Annotated in this window: 14 protein-coding genes; 8 read left to right on the plus strand and 6 right to left on the minus strand. The window is 64.8% G+C overall.

Going from position 1 to position 17,169, the window contains the following annotated elements; translation table 11 throughout:
- Positions 1–5: 5 nt before the first annotated feature.
- The 3 genes from MUN73_RS01775 to rio1 all read right to left on the minus strand — a co-directional run bounded on the left by MUN73_RS01775 (position 6) and on the right by rio1 (position 3,167).
- Positions 6–1,226 carry a tryptophan--tRNA ligase gene (locus tag MUN73_RS01775; RefSeq protein ID WP_250138732.1) on the minus strand — a complete coding sequence of 407 codons (1,221 nt, stop codon included), beginning with the start codon at positions 1,224–1,226 and terminating at the stop codon, positions 6–8.
- 226 nt (positions 1,227–1,452) lie between these two features.
- Positions 1,453–2,295 (minus strand): RNA ligase family protein, encoded by an 843-nt coding sequence (locus MUN73_RS01780; protein ID WP_250138733.1) that lies wholly within the window; start codon positions 2,293–2,295, stop codon positions 1,453–1,455.
- Between the two features lie 2 nt (positions 2,296–2,297).
- The gene (gene rio1 / locus MUN73_RS01785) at positions 2,298–3,167 is read right to left on the minus strand and encodes a serine/threonine-protein kinase Rio1 (RefSeq protein WP_250138734.1); all 870 of its coding nucleotides are present in this window, start codon (positions 3,165–3,167) and stop codon (positions 2,298–2,300) included.
- 129 nt (positions 3,168–3,296) lie between these two features.
- On the opposite strand from rio1, the gene arcD reads away from it, so the two are divergent.
- The 5 genes from arcD (at position 3,297) to ligA (ending at position 9,497) form a co-directional block, all read left to right on the plus strand.
- Positions 3,297–4,760, plus strand: a complete 1,464-nt coding sequence (gene arcD, locus MUN73_RS01790) for an arginine/ornithine antiporter ArcD (protein WP_250138735.1) — start codon at positions 3,297–3,299, stop codon at positions 4,758–4,760.
- A gap of 124 nt (positions 4,761–4,884) precedes the next feature.
- The gene (locus MUN73_RS01795) at positions 4,885–6,339 is read left to right on the plus strand and encodes a selenium-binding protein SBP56-related protein (RefSeq protein ID WP_250138736.1); all 1,455 of its coding nucleotides are present in this window, start codon (positions 4,885–4,887) and stop codon (positions 6,337–6,339) included.
- A gap of 8 nt (positions 6,340–6,347) precedes the next feature.
- Entirely contained in the window at positions 6,348–6,731 is a 384-nt protein-coding gene (locus MUN73_RS01800) for a 2Fe-2S iron-sulfur cluster-binding protein (protein ID WP_250138737.1), read from the plus strand.
- 118 nt (positions 6,732–6,849) lie between these two features.
- Complete coding sequence (locus MUN73_RS01805) at positions 6,850–7,260, plus strand: 2Fe-2S iron-sulfur cluster-binding protein (RefSeq protein ID WP_250138738.1); 411 nt, start codon at positions 6,850–6,852, stop codon at positions 7,258–7,260.
- Between the two features lie 116 nt (positions 7,261–7,376).
- A complete protein-coding gene (ligA, locus tag MUN73_RS01810) occupies positions 7,377–9,497 on the plus strand; it encodes an NAD-dependent DNA ligase LigA (RefSeq protein WP_250138739.1) in 2,121 nt (706 codons plus the stop codon).
- A gap of 25 nt (positions 9,498–9,522) precedes the next feature.
- On the opposite strand, the gene MUN73_RS01815 is transcribed toward ligA, so the two are convergent.
- Together MUN73_RS01815 and MUN73_RS01820 are read right to left on the minus strand one after the other, a co-directional pair.
- Positions 9,523–9,711, minus strand: a complete 189-nt coding sequence (locus MUN73_RS01815) for a multidrug transporter (protein ID WP_250138740.1) — start codon at positions 9,709–9,711, stop codon at positions 9,523–9,525.
- Between the two features lie 838 nt (positions 9,712–10,549).
- Complete coding sequence (locus tag MUN73_RS01820; protein ID WP_250138741.1) at positions 10,550–11,653, minus strand: aromatic ring-hydroxylating oxygenase subunit alpha; 1,104 nt, start codon at positions 11,651–11,653, stop codon at positions 10,550–10,552.
- A gap of 935 nt (positions 11,654–12,588) precedes the next feature.
- On the opposite strand from MUN73_RS01820, the gene MUN73_RS01825 reads away from it, so the two are divergent.
- Both MUN73_RS01825 and MUN73_RS01830 read left to right on the plus strand, forming a co-directional pair.
- Positions 12,589–13,419 (plus strand): IclR family transcriptional regulator, encoded by an 831-nt coding sequence (locus MUN73_RS01825; protein ID WP_250138742.1) that lies wholly within the window; start codon positions 12,589–12,591, stop codon positions 13,417–13,419.
- A gap of 159 nt (positions 13,420–13,578) precedes the next feature.
- Positions 13,579–15,084 carry an amidase family protein gene (locus tag MUN73_RS01830; protein ID WP_250138743.1) on the plus strand — a complete coding sequence of 502 codons (1,506 nt, stop codon included), beginning with the start codon at positions 13,579–13,581 and terminating at the stop codon, positions 15,082–15,084.
- A gap of 30 nt (positions 15,085–15,114) precedes the next feature.
- On the opposite strand, the gene MUN73_RS01835 is transcribed toward MUN73_RS01830, so the two are convergent.
- Positions 15,115–15,921, minus strand: a complete 807-nt coding sequence (locus tag MUN73_RS01835; RefSeq protein WP_250138744.1) for an enoyl-CoA hydratase/isomerase family protein — start codon at positions 15,919–15,921, stop codon at positions 15,115–15,117.
- A gap of 296 nt (positions 15,922–16,217) precedes the next feature.
- On the opposite strand from MUN73_RS01835, the gene MUN73_RS01840 reads away from it, so the two are divergent.
- Positions 16,218–17,111, plus strand: a complete 894-nt coding sequence (locus MUN73_RS01840) for a GRP family sugar transporter (RefSeq protein ID WP_250138745.1) — start codon at positions 16,218–16,220, stop codon at positions 17,109–17,111.
- The last annotated feature ends 58 nt before the right edge of the window (positions 17,112–17,169 follow it).

A 17,169-nucleotide genomic window follows, 5' to 3' on the forward strand; every position in this document is an offset into this window, starting at 1 on the left:
ATCGATCACGCCCGATCGGATGCGGGGATCCCGGCTCGATCGAGCGCCCGCCGTCGCTCGTCGTCGGTCAGCCGATAGGGTTCGAGTTCGGCCTCGAGCGGCCCCAGTGCCGCGCGCCGCCGCTGGTGGTCGGCGAGGAAGGCCGTGATCCGATCGATCGTCAGGTCCTTCAAATCGCCGCTGAGCAACTCGCCCGCGCGGTAGTCGGCGGCGATGCGTGCGAGACGCTCGTCGTCGGGTTCGAAGAAGAATCGCAGGTACTGGAAGGGGACGTCGACGGTCGGATCGCCGCCGTGCTCGCGGTGCGCCGCGAGCGTCGCGCGTCCGCCCGTGTACGCGTGAGTACGGATCGTCTCCGTGATGGTCTCGGGATCGGCCGTGAGTTCGATCGACGGCGCGTCGCCGGAGGAACTCATTTTCCCCGGCCCGTCGAGGCTCGGGAGGAATCGGCCGAGCAGGGCCCCCGGCTTGTCGACGGGAAGCGCTTCCTTCGCGGCGACGTCACGGCAGACCCGGACGTGGGGGTCCTGGTCGACGGCGATCGGGACGAGCGTCGGCTGGCGACCGGCGACGAGTTGCGGTAACAGGAGGTGCGTCGCCTGTACGGCCGGGTAGAACTGCAGGCCGACGGTGTCCTGCTCCCCGTAGACGGCCTCGACGGTCGCCGGCGTGAGGAACCTGGCGAGCCGAACGGCAATCGGGTAGATCACGTCCGCGTCGGCCGTGTCGATCACGATCCGCGTCCGTTCGGGGTCGAAGCCGACGGCGAGGACGTCCCGCAGGTTGTCGCGCGTGTGCTCGCCGATCGACTCGAACGACTGGTCCTTCGCGAGGTACTTCTCGTCGTCCGAAAGCGGAACGTAGACCGTTGCACCCGTCTCCTGCTGGAACCGCTTCGCGAGATACAGCGGGAGGACGTGGCCGAGATGCATGGGACCGGAGGGGCCCCTGCCGGTGACGATCGCGTGGGATGCGCCCGACTCGGCGGCCTCGAGGTAGCGATCGACGTCCCGGCCGGCGTAGAAGATCCGCCGGCGGAGCATCGGATGATCGGGGAACCGTCGGCTCTGTTCGTCTGTGAGCGGGTCAGCCCCGAAACGCTCGAGGAGTTTCTCGTAGTCGATCTCGCCGTCGACGGCGTAGGGCGTGACGGTGAAATCGTCGGCGTCGGCGTTCGAGTCGGATGTCGGGTCGGTGCTGTCGGGTGTGTCGGTGGGCTCTGGCATTCGATTTCGGAGGGTCGACTGCGGCGGCTGGAAGGCGATTCGAGTCCGAAAACGAGCGGAGGGAGCGATCGCCGCCGTGAGCGCCGGGTTAGGCCGCGTCGCCCGTCGCAGCGACACTGTCCGCTCTCGAGGGACCCTGCCAGCGCCACGGGCACTCGAGAGCGGACGTCATCGGGCGAACGTCGGTTCGGCTCGATAAAGAGTGTTTTGCCCCGTTCGAGCGCGACTACGGCTCGCCCGCTCGATCGCGGAGAAACTCCCGCGTGAGCGCGCCGACCTCGGAGCGGAACTCGTCCATCTCAGCGCCGTTCCCGCCGTGGTAGAGCCGTCGGTGAGCCTCCCTGAGGATATCCTCGAGGACGCGATCGTACAGCGTCTCGAACGCTACGGGCCGGCCCTGGTCCTCGAGTTTCGCTGCGAGTTTCTCGAGCCGATCACGGGTCGCGTACCTCGCTGCCAGTTCCTCGGCCGACGCGTCGACCGGGGACGGTTCGTCGGCATCCTCGGCATCGGGGTGGAGAAGCTTCGCGCGCTGGCCCCGTTTGTTGCGAATCACGACGCCTTCGGCGGGGCCGTCGTACCACGCCGACTGCGGGACCGTGTACGAGTCGGGGTCGAAGTCCCGGGCGCGGCGCTCTCGTTCGAGGACGTTCACCGACTCGAGACCGATCCCGTCGAAAATCGCGTCGACGGCGTCTGGCGGGCGGAACGCCTCCGCGTCGGCCGACCAGACGTCGAAGCCGAGAAACGACGGGATCCGATCCCACTCGTAGGCGATCGTCTGGTAGTGGGTCGCCGCCCCGAAGAAGACGACGTCCTCGACGTCGTCGACGGCGTTCCGGAGCGCCTCGCGGTCGAGGGTTTCGCGAACGTGGCGAACGGCGTGCTGGTACGGCTCGGGCACGTCGTCGTCGTAGACGCGGGTTCGATCGCCGAACTGGACGAGTCCCGACTCCCGAAGCTGGAAGCGGAGGTGTGCCCCGTCGATCTTCTCGAGGAGCCACAGATGCCCTTCGAAGAGGTCGTCCGGAGCAGCGTCGACCGGCGGGACGATCGGGTACTCCTTCATCGTCACTCGCGCGACGGATCCGGCTCGGGGCTCGTCACGAACTCGAGCAGTTCGTCGGCGTCGGCGTCGAGCCCCTGCCGGGAGAAGAAACTCGCGACGTTCCGGCAGTCCCGTTCCAGGAAGCCGCGGCTGTTCGGATGATGGACCGTGACCGCCTGCCCGAGGTCGATCACCACGAGCTGGCCCTCGTGGAAGACGACGTTGTACTCGCTCAGGTCGCCGTGGACGATCCCCGCCGCGTAGAGCCGGCGCATGTACTCGCGCATGACCTCGTAGGCCGTCTGCGGGTTCTCGACGTGGACCTCGCCGAGTCGCTTCGCGCGGCCGTCGTCGTTGCCGATGTACTCCATGACCAGGACGTTGCGCTCCGACGCGATCGGTTCGGGTACCCGAACCCCGGCCTGCCTGGCCCGCTCTAAGTTCGCCAGTTCCTTCTTCGTCCAGGCGAGGACGACGTCTTTCTTCTTGCCGCCCAGGCCCTCGAAGCGCGGGTCGCCCTCGAGGTAGTCGCGCATCTGCCGGAAGTTCGAGGCGTTGATCCGGTAGACCTTGACCGCGACCTCGCGGTCGTCGCCCAGCGCGTGGTAGACGTTGGCCTCCTTGCCCGTCGACAGCGGCCCGCCGAAGGCCTCGACGTAGCCGTCCTGGACGAGTTTGTACAGCGCCGCGAAGGTCGCGTCGTCGAACACCGACTGCTCGACCTTGAACTGGTCGGCGTCCTTGATCCGTTCCTCGAACTGTTCGAACTCCCGATCGCGCTTGCGGGCGATCCGGTCGGCCTCGGTATCCGAGACGTCGATCTCCTCCCACTCGTCGCCCGGCGTGTCGACCTCCTCGAGGTCGACCAGTCCGAATTCCGTTCCCTCTCCCATCTACTCGATCCTAGGCGTCCCAACGGGTAAAGTACCGGGTCCGGCCGGCGAGTCGCACCGGTCACTGCGACGTAGAGTATCGAATGGAGACATATTTATATTGCTGTAGAAAACACGGGACACGCTTTCATGGTACTGGATTTCACCCCGAAAACGTACGACGAAATCCCCCCGGACAAGCGACCGTCACTGGGGGAGGCGCTCGTTCCGATTGCGGGGATGATACTGTTCCTTTCGGTCGGGATGATCTGGCTGGAAATGGACCCGCAGATGCCGCTGCTGTGGGGGATCGCCTTCGCGGGGCTACTCGGGTGGTACTACTTCGGCTACACCTGGGACCAACTCTACGACGGGATCGGTCGGAGTATCCTCACGGGGCTACAGGCCATTCTCATCCTGTTCGTCATCTACATGCTCATCTCGGCGTGGATCGACTCCGGGACGATCCCGACGCTCATGTATTACGGGCTGGAGTTCCTGTCGCCGCAGATCTTCCTCCCGTTTACCGTCGTCCTCTCGGCGATCGTCGCCTTCGCGATCGGGTCGTCCTGGACGACGGCCGGGACGCTCGGCGTCGCGATGATCGGGATCGGCTCCGGGCTCGGGATTCCGGAGGCGATGACGGCCGGGGCCGTGCTGTCGGGGGCCTACACCGGCGACAAGAACTCGCCGCTCTCGGACACCACGAACCTCGCCGCTGCGGTGACGAACACGGAACTGATGGACCACATCCGGGCGATGCGCCCCGGCACCCTGATCGCGTTCGGGATTTCGCTCGTGCTGTTCGTCTTCCTGGGTCTGAGCGCGAGCGGGACGGTTCCCGTCGATCGCGTCGCCGAGATCCAAAACGGACTCGCGAGTAGCTACGTGATCTCGCCGATTACGTTCCTCCCACTGGTCATCACGTTCGCGCTCGCGTTCTACGGGTTTCCGGCGTTGCCGTCGCTCGGGGCCGGCATCTTCGCCGGCGTCGGGGTCAGTATTGCGGTCCAGGGGGTCGGCTTCGCCGCCGCCTGGGAAACCGTCCACAACGGAACGAGCCCCGAAACCGGTGTCGACCTCACGAACGAACTGCTCGCGAGCGGCGGCCTCTCGGGCTCCGTGTGGGTCGTGTCGATCGTCGTCGCCGCGCTGGCGCTGGGCGGGATCCTGCAGGAAACCGGCGTGCTGGCAGCGATCGCGTACCACATCGGACGGGCCGTCAGTAGCGTCGCGGGCCTGACGGCCGGAACGGCCGCGGGAACGATCGCGATGAACTTCCTTGCCGCGGAGCAGTACATGGCGATCGTCGTTCCCGGCATGACCCTGCAGAACCTGTACGACGAGTACGACCTCGAGAGCCGAAACCTCTCTCGAGCGGTCGAAGCGTCCGGGACGACGACGTCGGCGTTCGTCCCCTGGGGATCGGGCGGCGTCTTCATGGCCTCGGCGCTCGGCGTGCCGGTGATCGAGTACGCCCCGTACTACTTCTTCGGGATCCTTTCGCCGCTGGTACTGATCGTGATGGGCGCGACCGGGTGGCGGATCTTCTACAAGGAGCACCCTGCGGAAGAATCGGCACCGGAGACGGCCACGACGCCGTCCGTCGACTGAGATCACCTGCCTCGGCCGGCCGCTCGAGAGCGAGGTCGGCGACTGTTCTTTGACGTCGCTCCTCCGCCCGCTCCAGTCACGGACCCCGCCTAGACTTATTTCCGTGCTCGTGGTGGGCCACATCATGAGTGATGCTAGCACGACAGACGACGTCGAACCGGACCACGACCACGAACACCACCACGACCACGAGGGACCCGGCTATTCGACGCCCCAGGCCGCCATCGAGGAGAGCGAGCGGGAGAAACTGGCGTACGTAATGAGTCTCTATGTCGGCACCGACGTCGACGAACCGGACTTCGTGGCCGTCGTCGACCTCGATCCCGAGTCGGACACGTACTGCGATATCGTCGATCGGATCGAGATGCCCAATCGCGGGGACGAACTCCACCACTTCGGGTGGAACGCCTGTTCCTCGTCGTGTCACGTCGAGGGGCTAGAGCGGCGCCACCTGATCGTCCCCGGTCAGCGGTCCTCGCGGCTCCACGTGATCGACACGAAAGACCGCCGGAACCCCGAACTGGTCGAGGTGATCGAACCCGAGGAGGTCTTCGAGTACGACCTCTCGGCTCCGCACACGGTCCACTGTGTTCCGGACGGGAAGATCCTGATCAGCATGCTCGGCGACGCCGACGGCGAACTGCCGGGTGGCTTCCTCGAGTTGAACGACGACTTCGAGATCGAGGGCCGGTGGGAGCCGCCGGGCGAGATCGAGATGAACTACGATTACTGGTACCAGCCCCGCCAGAACGTGATGGTCTCGACCGAGTGGGCCGCCCCCAAAACGTACTACCCCGGATTCGACCTCGACGACGTCGAGAACGGCGAGTACGGCCAGCGAATCCACTTCTGGGACTGGGAGAACGGCACCGTCGAGCAGACGATCGACCTCGGCGAGGAGGGATTGATCCCGCTCGAAGTCCGATTCCTCCACACGCCGGAATCGACCCACGGGTTCGTCGGAGCCGCCCTGTCGTCGAATATCTTCCACTTCTGGCGGGAGGAGAGCGCGGCGCCACGCGCCGCGGATGAGGCGAGCGGCGACGAGCCGCGAGCCAGCGGCGAGTACCGCGTCGAGAAGGCGATCGACTTCGAGAGTCGCGAGCACGACGACTGGGACATGCCCGTTCCCGGGCTCACGACCGACATCCTGCTCTCGATGGACGATCGGTACCTGTTCGGTTCGAACTGGCTCCACGGCGAGGTCTGGATGTACGACGTCTCGGATCCCGCGAACCCGCGACGAGCCGACACCCTCTCAGTCGGCGGCACCTTCGGCGAGGTGCAGGAAGTACAGGGTCGCGAGCTGGCCGCCGGCCCGCAGATGCTCCAGCTCTCGCTCGACGGCGAACGGCTCTACTTCACGACGTCGCTGTTCTCGTCGTGGGACGACCAGTTCTATCCCGAGGAAGCCGAGCGGGGATCGGTCATGCTGAAAGCCGACGTCGATCCACGCAACGGGACGATGACCCTCGACGAAGACTTCCTCGTCGACTGGGGCGAGTGCCCGGCGGGTCCGGCCCGCGCCCACGAAATCCGCTGGCCCGACGGCGACTGCACGAGCGACGTCTGGCAGTGAGCCCGGCGATGGCTCGCTACGACGTCACTCTCGACCGGGTCGGCGGCCCGACACGGACGATCGAGGTCGACGAAGACGAGACGGTACTCGAGGCCTCACGGCGGAGTGGGATCCCGTTACCGTACGGGTGTCGGACCGGCGCGTGCGGTACCTGCGTGGGTCGGTTGCTGGCGATCGAGGGGGCGGAGAGCGGTGGCGGCGCAACCGACGCGGATGGAGCGCCGATCGACGTCGCGGACGCGTTCGCGTACCGACGCGAACCGCGAGCGCTGAAACCCCGCCATCGGAACGACGGCTACGTCCTCCTGTGTATCGCCAGGCCCCGGGCGAACAGTCGAGTCGCCGTCGGCTCGCGGGTACAGACGGAACTGGTCGACAACCCCTGGAAGTGACGGCGGAGGGAAAAGCGGCGATCGGTTCGGGCGCGTACAGTCTTTTCTCTCCGTCCACCGTAGAAGGCGGTATGGGCGCGGAGAACGCGGACGCACGACCGCGAACGGGGACCGAGCGATGACCAGCCACGACGTGACGCTGGAGTGGCCGGACGGCCGAAGCGACACCGTGACGGTCGAGCCCCGGGAGACGGTACTCGAGGCGGCCCTGCGGGAAGGGATTCGCTTACCGTACGACTGTCGGGAGGGGACCTGTACGACCTGCGTGGGTCGACTGCTCGCGGTCGACGGGGACGATTCTGCCGCCGGTGGCGGAGGCGGGTCGGACGCCGACGACGCGAAATCCAGCGACCGCAGATCGATCGACGCCGCGACGGCGTTCGACTACCGACGCCCGCCGGCGGCGCTGACGGAGCGAGAGCACGCGGACGGCTACGTCCTGCTGTGTATCGCCCTGGCACAAGCGGACTGTCGCGTCGCGGTCGGGCCGCGGATTCGCGCCGAAATCGGCGACAGCCCGTGGGGATGATACTTCTCCCGGCGCGATCGTCGGGGTTTCTCGCGTTGCGTCTCGGTTCGGGAGACCGCCGGGAGAAGCGAGTACAATACTGTTAACGGGGCGGCACCGTAACGTTCGACCAACGAATGTCTCTCGCCGACGAGAACGCGGACGAAACGAACCCGTACCTCCGCGATCCGCCGACCGACTTCGACCCGGTCGAGGACCTCTCGGAGGACGAGGCCCGCGAGCAGGTCGCACTCCTCCGCGAGGCCATCCGCGAGCACGATCGCCGCTACTACGTCGAGAACGATCCGATCATCGCCGATCGGACCTACGACGCGCTCTTTACCCGCTTGCAGGACCTCGAGGACGAGTTCGGTCTCGCGCACCCGGACAGCCCCACGCGAAGCGTCGGCGGCGAACCGATCGAGGAGTTCGAGACCGCCGAACACGTCGCGCCGATGCTCTCGATCGACGCGAGCGGCGATCCCGACGACGTCCGGGAGTTCGACGAGCGCGTCCGGCGCGAGTTGCGCGAACGCGGGGGTGCGAGCGCCGACGAGCACGCGGCCGAGGTCGACTACGTCTGCGAACCCAAGTTCGACGGCGTCTCGATGGAGTTCGTCTACGAGGACGGGAGTCTCGAGCGGGCCGTCACCCGCGGGGACGGCCGCGAGGGCGACGACGTGACGCACAACGCGCGGACGATCGGCTCCGTTCCCCACCGGCTCCACGGCGACTACCCGGAGTTCCTCGCCGTTCGCGGGGAGGTCTACATGCCGAAAGACGCGTTCCAGGAGCACAACCGCGAGCGGATCGAACGCGGCGAGGAGCCCTTCGCGAACCCGCGCAACGCGACGGCGGGAACGATCCGCCAGCTCGATCCCTCGATCGTGGCCGAGCGGCCGCTCGACGTCTTCTTCTTCGACGTGCTCGACGCGAGCGACCTCGAGGACAGCCACCGGGCGGAACTCGAGCGCTTCCCCGACTGGGGGCTGCGGGTGAACGATCGCGTCGCCGTCGTCGACGACGTCACGGGAGCCATCGACTACCGCGACCGCATGCTCGACGCACGCGACGACCTGCCCTACGAGATCGACGGCGTCGTCATCAAGGTCGACGACCGCGAGGCGCGCGAGGAACTCGGGCGGACGGCCCGCCACGATCGCTGGGCCTACGCGTACAAGTTCCCCGCCCGATCGGAAGTGACGACGATCGCCGACGTGGCGGTCCAGATCGGGCGAACGGGGCGGGTGACGCCGGTGGCCCTGCTCGATCCGGTCGACGTCGGCGGCGTCACCGTCTCGCGGGCGAGCCTCCACAACCCCGAGGAGATCGCGGCGAAAAACGTCAACGTGGGCGACACCGTGCGCGTTCAGCGCGCGGGCGACGTCATCCCCTACGTCGCGGAGGTCGTCGAGAAGGGGAGCGACGGCCACTACGAACTCCCGGACCGCTGTCCCGTCTGTGACAGCCCGATCGAGCGCGACGGTCCGATGGCCTTTTGCACGGGTGGATTAGCCTGCGACGCCCAGCTGCGGCGATCGATCGAGTACTACGCGAGCGACGACGGCCTCGATCTCGAGGGGCTGGGAGAGAAGAGCGTCCGCCAGCTGGTCGATTCCGGACTCGTCGGATCGGTCGCGGACCTCTACGAACTCGATCGGGAGGCCCTCACGGAACTCGACGGGTGGGGCGAGACGAGCGCAGAGAATCTGCTGGCGGAGATCGATGAAAGCCGCGAACCACCGCTGGCCGACTTCCTCTCCGCACTGGGTATCCCCCACGTCGGGCCGGCGACGGCCCGCGAACTCGCGCGTGAATTCGGGACGTTCGAGGCGTTCCGCGAGGCCGCCGTGGCCGACCCCGATCGGCTCGAGGGAGTCGACGAAATCGGCGAGACCGTCGCCGAGCAGATTCACGACTTCTTCACCAGCGAGGCCAACGCCGAGGCGGTCGACGCCATCCTCGAACACGTCTCTCCGCGGGAGACCGACGTCGAAGCGGGCGGAGACGAACTCGACGGGCTGACCTTCGTCTTCACCGGGTCGCTCGAGGGCGTTACGCGTAGCGAGGCCCAGGCGACCGTCGAAGCACACGGCGCCAACGCGACGGGAAGCGTCTCGGGCAACACGGACTACCTCGTCGTGGGGGAGAACCCGGGCGCGACGAAGCGCGAGGACGCCGAAGCGAACGACGTCCCGATCGTCGACGAAAACGAATTCCGTGAGCTACTCGCGGCCCGCGGGATCGACCTCGAGTAGGCGGCGCACCCGACGCGAGTGACGGTCAGCCGAGGCGGCTGCCGATCACGACGATCGCGATCGCCGCGGCGACGACGCCCAGGGTCGTCGGAACGAGTTGTCCGCCGCCCCACTCCCAGCCGAAGACCTGGGTACCGACGATCGCGATGAGCGCAACCGCGACCCCGATCGCGGTGACGATCGGGGACGAGTTCCGTCCGAGGGAATATAGCATATGAGTAACGTAATCGCGACAAAAGATAATCCTTCGGGCGATCACGCCGGTCCCGGGTCGCAGGTGCCGAAAGCGGGAGCCAGGCGTCCACCTACCTGACGCGAACGAGCCGATCGCACCAGCACTCCGGACACCCCGACTCGTTCGTATCGGCGGTACAGCCGCAGTTCGCGCATTTGAATACCGGCGTCTGGCGGAGTCGGTACAGCCGTCCGAGGTACGTCTCGAGGGATTTCACGTCGATCCGTAGCCGTGCCAGCTACGATGCCGGCCACGCAGGAACCCGGTATAAGTTTCGTGGCTAGTATTGGTTTTCACACAATAGATGCGCAGACAGTATCCAGCTGTTCGAGGTGCAAGGAACCGATATTCTCGGCGTACTGGGCACAGAACTGGATACTTCTTTCAGTTCAGACAACTCATGCGGTCGAACGGCGATCGACAGGTCCGATAAGATCGACACGTCCGATCCGATAACGCACCGATCGACGACTTCACACTTTGGGAACCGGATATAGACCCACAAATTAGAGATATAAACATATTTTTAGTTGTTATAAATATTCGGTAAGATCTCAAAACCACAAATTCCCATACTTATTAGCCGCTATAACCATATTTCATCCGCAAATACTCACATTTCCACCCGGTCCACACCCCATATCAATAACACTATAGATATAGAAACAGTAGTTTAGTTTTATGTTCTCGGGAGATTCTTGGAGATATCATTCACGCGATGGTAGCTCGATGGAGTCGGCAATAGCGGGAGTCGAGCGAGACACGGTGTGTGAAGTCCCGGTCTCGAGGAGACGGTGAGGCCAGCACGGACAGGAAGTCACCGAAGATCGAGTTGATCTTCGACGAGTTCGTGGAAGTGATGAACAGCGTGTTCGTTCGGTCCGAACCGGCCCTGCTGAAGCGCGCCCGATCGAACCCCCTCGTGTTGCCGTTCCACGAGTTCGAAATCCTCTCGCTGCAACTGGAGACTCCGTTCGACGATTTCGGATCGCTCGTCAGTGAGTTCGTCGTCTTCGAAGTAGTAGTGGGCGGTCAGGCGCGTCGTTTCCGGCCCGCGAGGATCGATCCGATAGACGGCACAGCCTCGCCCCTCCTCGTAGATATTGATCGTCGTATTCGGCCAGAGGAAGTAGAATCTGGACTCCCCGACGACGGATCCCTCGTCGTCCGTGATCGGCCCGTACTGGGTCGAGTGATACTCGCCGACCTCGACCGTGTACTCGTCCATGTCGACGGCCCGAACGAAGTCGGGATGGTTCGAGTGGCAGTGATCGCACTCGAGATAGTTACTGACCATGATCTTCCAGTTGCACTCGAGGTCCGTCTCCCGCCGCTGTGCGAGCCGAAGCGCGCCGACCCCTCGATCGGCCAGTTCTCCAGGAATCCGACCTACGAGCTCGTCGAACGGGGTCGGATCTGATGCAACGTTCACGAACACGAACGGACCGAGCGTGTCGACCGCCAGCGAGTGGAGACTGTTTTCACAGCTGTCCGGCCCATCGACCGCCGCATCGTCGAGGTCGGGATTGCGAACGGCCGTCGAGAACGCCTTCGGAGCCGTGCAGAACTCGCCATTCGTGTCGAACGTCCAGTTGTGGTACGGGCACATGATACGCTCGGTCCTGCCCGTACCGTCGAGCATGCGGCTGCCACGGTGCGGACAGACGTTGTAGAACGCCCGAATCGACCCATCCTCGGCACGAATGACGAGGACGGGCCGGCCCGCGATCTCCGCCGTGAAATAGTCGCCTGAACTGGAAATTGCGCGTCGGCTGCCAGCGTACTGCCAGCTATCGGCGAAAATCGTCGATCGTTCGCGATCGAAGACGTCCTCGTCGACGTGGACGAACGTTGGAAGCGTGTACGTATTGCCGCCGTCGTCACTGAGCGGGACTGTATCGGACTCTTCCCATCGTGCCATACACCGACACACATGCAACTGTCTCATAATAGTTTCGTCGCCACAGCCACGACGGACGGCCCGAGCACCCGGATCGACAGTCGTGCATTCGGGGCTTGTCGGTCCAGACACTACGTCACCCGTTCCGACAGGAACGGCGTGTGCCATCGTCGTTCCCTCGAACTGCCCTCCCGCAGAAGCATCGTGTAACGGATCGCCACCACGTCGATATCGACGACTCGTCGCGCGCCACGGCATTCGCTCGCGAGCGAGCCGAAATGACGGTTCGTACTCGTCGATACTGGCCACTCAACGGCCTAATACAATATAAGATATACCAGGGCCCTCCAGGGAAACCGGCCGAATCGTTTCGTAATACGACTCTTTTTTAAGGAGTAATGGTTGGCGCCAGCCAACATGATAGTAACTACCACACGGACGACGGCACCAATTCTATACATTAGTACTAATGTAAAAGCATGACGGGCGAGCGGTATCGTACCCGGTTGGACGACAGCCCACGGTAGCCTACTCACTGGAGCGGATGGTACGTCCCGTTTCCACATAGCATACTTTTATAACTATTGGGTGTCGCGTCGCGGATCGGTCGACGGAGCTCGAGACGATCGAACGTCACGGGACGGGATTCCCGTCGAGCACAGCACCGCAGGGCCGCCCCGTGTTCGAACGCCGGCCGGGACACTCGAAAACGCGTTCGGGTCCGGAACGGACCCGCCGGTATCGCCGTCGGAATGGGAGAGAGGCGATCGACCGGCAGTTGGGCGGTTGGTTCCGACGGGATGACAGTGGACGGGTGGTTCGACGGGGATCGATCCCGTTCGATATTTCGAGACTGAACGGGAACGATTCGGTTCGGAGGAAGCGACTACCGGAGTCAGCGGCCGTTTCGATATGGGAAACCATTATATTGGTAGCCGTCCCATCGGGGATAACGCATGTCCGAAAACGGGGCTCACGAATCGGTCAAGACGACCGAACGATCACTCGACGTCGTCCGTGTCGTGCAGGAACGGGGAGGGGTACGGATCAGCGATATCGTCGAGGAGTTCGACATGGCCAAAAGCACGGCGTACAAGCACCTGCGAACGCTCGAGTCTCGCGGATACCTCGTCAAGGAGGGCGAGCAGTACCACATCGGCCTCAAGTTCATGAACCGCGGGGAGTACGCGAGAACGCGGAAACCCGCGTATCGAATCGCCGAGGACATCGTCGACGATCTCGCCGATCGAACCGAGCACGAGGTCGACTTCCTCGTCGAGAACGATGGCCGGAGTATCGCCGTGCACTTTTCGTACGATCCGACGAACCCGTTCCAGGACATGAACGCCGATCCGACGAACAAGCACTGGCGAAAGGGGACGTACTACCACCTGCACTGTATCGCCGCTGGCAAAGCGATTCTGGCCCACCTCCCCCGCGAGGCGGTCGAGGCGATCATCGAGCAGTGGGGGCTCCCCGCCCGGACGGAACGGACGATCACCGACCCCGACGAGTTGTTCGCCGAACTCGAGACGATCCGGGAGCAGGGATACGCGTACTCGGAAGGCGAGTACACGGACGGAATGGCGGCGATCGCGATGCCGGTCATCGAACCGACGGGCGAGCTACTCGGGGGACTCGCCGTGAACGGACCTACCTACAGTCTGCAGAACCCGGACCGGCGGGCGGAGTTGCAATCGACGCTCGAGGAGGTCGTCACCGCGTTCGAAACCAGACTCGAGAACATCGAGTGGCCCGACCCGTTCGAACAGGGGACGATGTCCTGAGCCGTATCGAAACCGGTGACCGCCGCCCGAGGGAAACATTTGTATCGGATCCCACAGTTCGTTGGGAACGAATGACAGTCGACGAGGGGCCACCAGCAGGGTATCGGACGAGCAGGTCGACTACCAGCGAGCCGAATATATACGCGCACGGGTGACCCGATGGTCGAACCACCGACGAGAGAGCAACTGTGGACGTTCGCCGCCGAGTATCACGCGTTCCCGTCGAGCGACGAACTGGATGCGTATCGAACGATCATCGAGGAGTGGACGGCGGACGTCGATCGGCTCGAGGAGTGTGCCGAGGAGTACGCGGTCACGCCCGAGACGGAACGTGCGGCGACTCGAGACGACGTCGACACCCGACGAGCCGACGACCCCGCAAACGCGTTCGTCCGCAGGTTTCGCATCGGGGGAAACGATGGACCACTGGCCGGGTACGAGGTCGGGATCAAGGACAACCTCGCGATCGGCGGCGTCGAGATGACGTGCGGATCGAGCGCGTTCGAAGGATACACTCCCAGCAGGGATGCGGTGGTCGTCGAACGAGTCCTGGATTCGGGTGCGACCGTAACTGGGACGCTGAACCTCGAGGCGATGGCGTTCTCGGGCAGCGGTGAACTCTCCGATTTCGGCCCTGTTCCTAACCCGTACGACGACGACTACCTCGCTGGCGGGTCCTCGAGCGGATGTGCCGCCGCCGTCGTCGAGGGACTGGTAGACGTCGGGATCGGCACCGACCAGAGCGGTTCGGTTCGCGTTCCGGCGTCCTGGTCGGGGTGTGTCGGCCTCAAACCGACGTTCGGACTCGTCCCCTACACCGGCGGAGTGAGCCTCGAACCGACCGTCGACCACGTCGGACCGCTGGCGAACTCGGTTGCCGACTGCGCGCTCGTTCTCGACGCCGTCGCGGGCGCGCATTCGTCCGACTCCCGCCAGTCGAACCCGCCGTCGGTTCGGGTGACCGACGGCTACTCGAACGACGGTCCGTTGACGATCGGCGTCCTCGAGGAGGGGTTCGGATTCGAACCCGGCGACGAGGCGGTCGACGAACGAGTCCGATCGGTGCTCGCGGAACTCGATCGGTGCGGACACGACGTCGAAAGCGTATCGGTGCCGTTACACGAAGACGGCTACGCCGTGTACAACGGCGTCGTGCTCGAAGCGTTCGCCGCACTCGTTCGCGACGAAGGAGTCGGCTACTATCGCCGGGGTTCGTACGACGCCGAATTCGCCGAGTACTTCGGAGCCGTGCGCCGAGCGCGCATGGGGGCGTTTCCGTCGGCGATGGTACTGACGCTGGCCTTCGGTCGCTACCTGGCGACGGAGCACCGTGGACGGTACCACGCCCTGGCCCAGCGGCTTCGGCGGGAACTGTCGGCCCAGTACGAGGCCGTGCTGGCGGACGTCGACGTGCTCGCGATGCCGACGACGCCCCAGACCGCTCACGAGCGCCGTCCAGGAGCATCGCTGGCGGAACGAATAGCGCGGTCGACGAAAATGTTCCAGAACACGGCCCCGTTCAATCTCACCGGTCATCCCGCCGTGTCCGTCCCGTGCGGGTTCGTGGACGGACTCCCGGTCGGACTGATGGTCGTCGGGGACCGGTTCGCGGACGCGACGGTGCTCCGTGCCGCACGAGCGATCGAAACCCTGCGCGACGAGTGACGACCGTCCTCCCGATCGAACGGGCCCGCGTTACTTCCCCTGCCACTCCGGCGTCCGATCGTCACCGAACGCTGCCGTCGCCTCGCGGTGATCAGCGGTCGCCAACAGGGGCTGATAGGCCTGTAATTCGTACTCGAGACCCTGCGAGAGCGGCGCGTTCCGGGTACTGTTGAACACGTCTTTCATCGCGCGAATCGCGAGCGGGGGTTTCGACGCGAGCGTGTCGACGAACGCCGTGACCTCGTCGTCGAGGACGTCGGCGGCCATCGACTCGCGGATCAACCCGTCGTCGGCAGCCGTCCGCGCGTCGATCCGGTTCCCCGTCATGCAAAGTTCCATCGCGCGCTCGCGGCCGACGAGCGGGAGGAGCCGCTGTGTTCCTCCCCCCGACGGAAACAGCCCGATGTCGACCTCGGGGAAGCCGAACTCGCTCCGATCGCTCGCGAGGCGAAAGTCACAGGCCAGCGCGAGTTCGAGGCCGCCCCCGAGACAGTAGCCGTCGATCTTCGCGACGACGGGAACGTCGTACGTCTCGAGCGCCGCCGTCGCGGCCCGCCAGGCGCGTTCCTCAACGGGATAGGTCTTCTCCTCGAACAGGTGAACGTCGTAGCCGGCGGAGAACGAGCGATCGCCGACCCCCTCCATCACGAGTGCACGAACCGCGACGCCGTCCGCTTCGTCGTCGAGTCGGCGGCAGTGTTCGACGGCGGCTTCGATCTCTTCGAGCATCTCGTCGGTCAGGGCGTTCAGCTTGTCGGGTCTGTCGAGAACGATCGTCGCGACGCCGCGTGCGTCGTCGTACTGCAGTCGGATCGCTCCGAACGCTGGTGCATCCATACAGGAGAAGTACTTCCACAGGTGATTAATAATGTTTGGGAGGGTGTAGCGAACCGGTCGCTAGCCAACCGGAGACCGCTCGAACACCCCGGTACGTTTATGTCGCCACTTCGTCGAATTCAGTGTGTGGTATTCGCAAGCGCTTCCGGTTCGGTTCGAGTGGGTTCCGTTCGTCTGCGGCGTCAGGAGCAGCGATCGACGCGGCAATGGGGCCGGTGGAGAGCATGATACCGTCCGATCCGGTACTGAGCACGATACCGTCCGATCCGGTACCGAGCACGATATCGTCCGATCCGATGCTCGGGGTCGTACTGTCTCTCGTCGGAACGCTCGCGTGGGCCGGTCACTACCTGTTCATTCGCATCGGGATGAAGAAGGGGTCGGTCATGGGCGCGATACTCGTCGCCTGTCTCGCGAACGTCGTCATCGTCGTCCCGATCGGCGTCGGCTACCACTATCCCGATTTCGGACTGACGCCGGGAGCCGTTGCGGCGTTCGCACTCGCCGGCCTGTGCAGCGGGCTGCTGGGGCGGATCTTCCAGTACAAGAGCACCGAACTCATCGGAGCGAGCCGGACCTCGCCGGTCGTCGCCGCCTCGGGGCTGGTGTCGGTGGTGCTCGCAGTCGCGTTTCTCCGCGAATCGCTGACGCTTCCACACCTCGTCGGGATTCTACTGATCGTCGTCGGCGTGGCTCTCGTTTCCTGGGAGACCGCCGCCGATCGGACGGGCGACGCGACGCCGTCACGGGACTCCGCGCTGTTGTTCGTGTTTCCGCTCCTCGCCGCGGCGTTTTTCGGCATCGAACCGGTGCTCGTGTCGATCGGGCTCGCGCAGGGGACGCCGCTGTTGATCGGCATGAGTATCGCGATCGTCGCGTCCGGGATCGGATTCGTCGGCTACTCCTGGTGGAGACCGGCCGCAGTTCTCCGGCGAAGCGTCCGCAGTCCCGCACTATCGTGGTACGTCGCCGGCGCCGTCGCCGGGACCGTCTCGTACCTGGCGTACTTCGGTGCGCTTGCGGTCGCACCCGTGGTCGTCGTGATGCCGATCTTCCAGAGCGTCCCGCTGGTCGTGGTCGTCCTCTCGGTACTGTTCATGCCCGCGTACCTCGAACGCGTCACCTGGCGGGTGGCGGGTGCCGCCACGGTCGTCGTCGTCGGTGCGACGCTGGTGTCGCTGTCGGCGTGATCGCGAGCAACCGTCTGACCACGTGTCTCGTGGGGGAAGATTAAATATGGTGAACTAC

It is taken from the genome of Halosolutus amylolyticus, from assembly GCF_023566055.1.
Classification (GTDB): Archaea; Halobacteriota; Halobacteria; order Halobacteriales; family Natrialbaceae; genus Halosolutus; species Halosolutus amylolyticus.

Bases quoted from the DNA above. Each gene is read 5' to 3' on its own strand.
- MUN73_RS01775 (WP_250138732.1), bottom strand. From the start codon at position 1,226: ATGCCAGAGCCCACCGACACACCCGACAGCACCGACCCGACATCCGAC.
- MUN73_RS01780 (WP_250138733.1), bottom strand. From the start codon at position 2,295: ATGAAGGAGTACCCGATCGTCCCGCCGGTCGACGCTGCTCCGGACGAC.
- rio1 (WP_250138734.1), bottom strand. From the start codon at position 3,167: ATGGGAGAGGGAACGGAATTCGGACTGGTCGACCTCGAGGAGGTCGAC.
- arcD (WP_250138735.1), top strand. From the start codon at position 3,297: ATGGTACTGGATTTCACCCCGAAAACGTACGACGAAATCCCCCCGGAC.
- MUN73_RS01795 (WP_250138736.1), top strand. From the start codon at position 4,885: ATGAGTGATGCTAGCACGACAGACGACGTCGAACCGGACCACGACCAC.
- MUN73_RS01800 (WP_250138737.1), top strand. From the start codon at position 6,348: ATGGCTCGCTACGACGTCACTCTCGACCGGGTCGGCGGCCCGACACGG.
- MUN73_RS01805 (WP_250138738.1), top strand. From the start codon at position 6,850: ATGACCAGCCACGACGTGACGCTGGAGTGGCCGGACGGCCGAAGCGAC.
- ligA (WP_250138739.1), top strand. From the start codon at position 7,377: ATGTCTCTCGCCGACGAGAACGCGGACGAAACGAACCCGTACCTCCGC.
- MUN73_RS01815 (WP_250138740.1), bottom strand. From the start codon at position 9,711: ATGCTATATTCCCTCGGACGGAACTCGTCCCCGATCGTCACCGCGATC.
- MUN73_RS01820 (WP_250138741.1), bottom strand. From the start codon at position 11,653: ATGGCACGATGGGAAGAGTCCGATACAGTCCCGCTCAGTGACGACGGC.
- MUN73_RS01825 (WP_250138742.1), top strand. From the start codon at position 12,589: ATGTCCGAAAACGGGGCTCACGAATCGGTCAAGACGACCGAACGATCA.
- MUN73_RS01830 (WP_250138743.1), top strand. From the start codon at position 13,579: ATGGTCGAACCACCGACGAGAGAGCAACTGTGGACGTTCGCCGCCGAG.
- MUN73_RS01835 (WP_250138744.1), bottom strand. From the start codon at position 15,921: ATGGATGCACCAGCGTTCGGAGCGATCCGACTGCAGTACGACGACGCA.
- MUN73_RS01840 (WP_250138745.1), top strand. From the start codon at position 16,218: ATGCTCGGGGTCGTACTGTCTCTCGTCGGAACGCTCGCGTGGGCCGGT.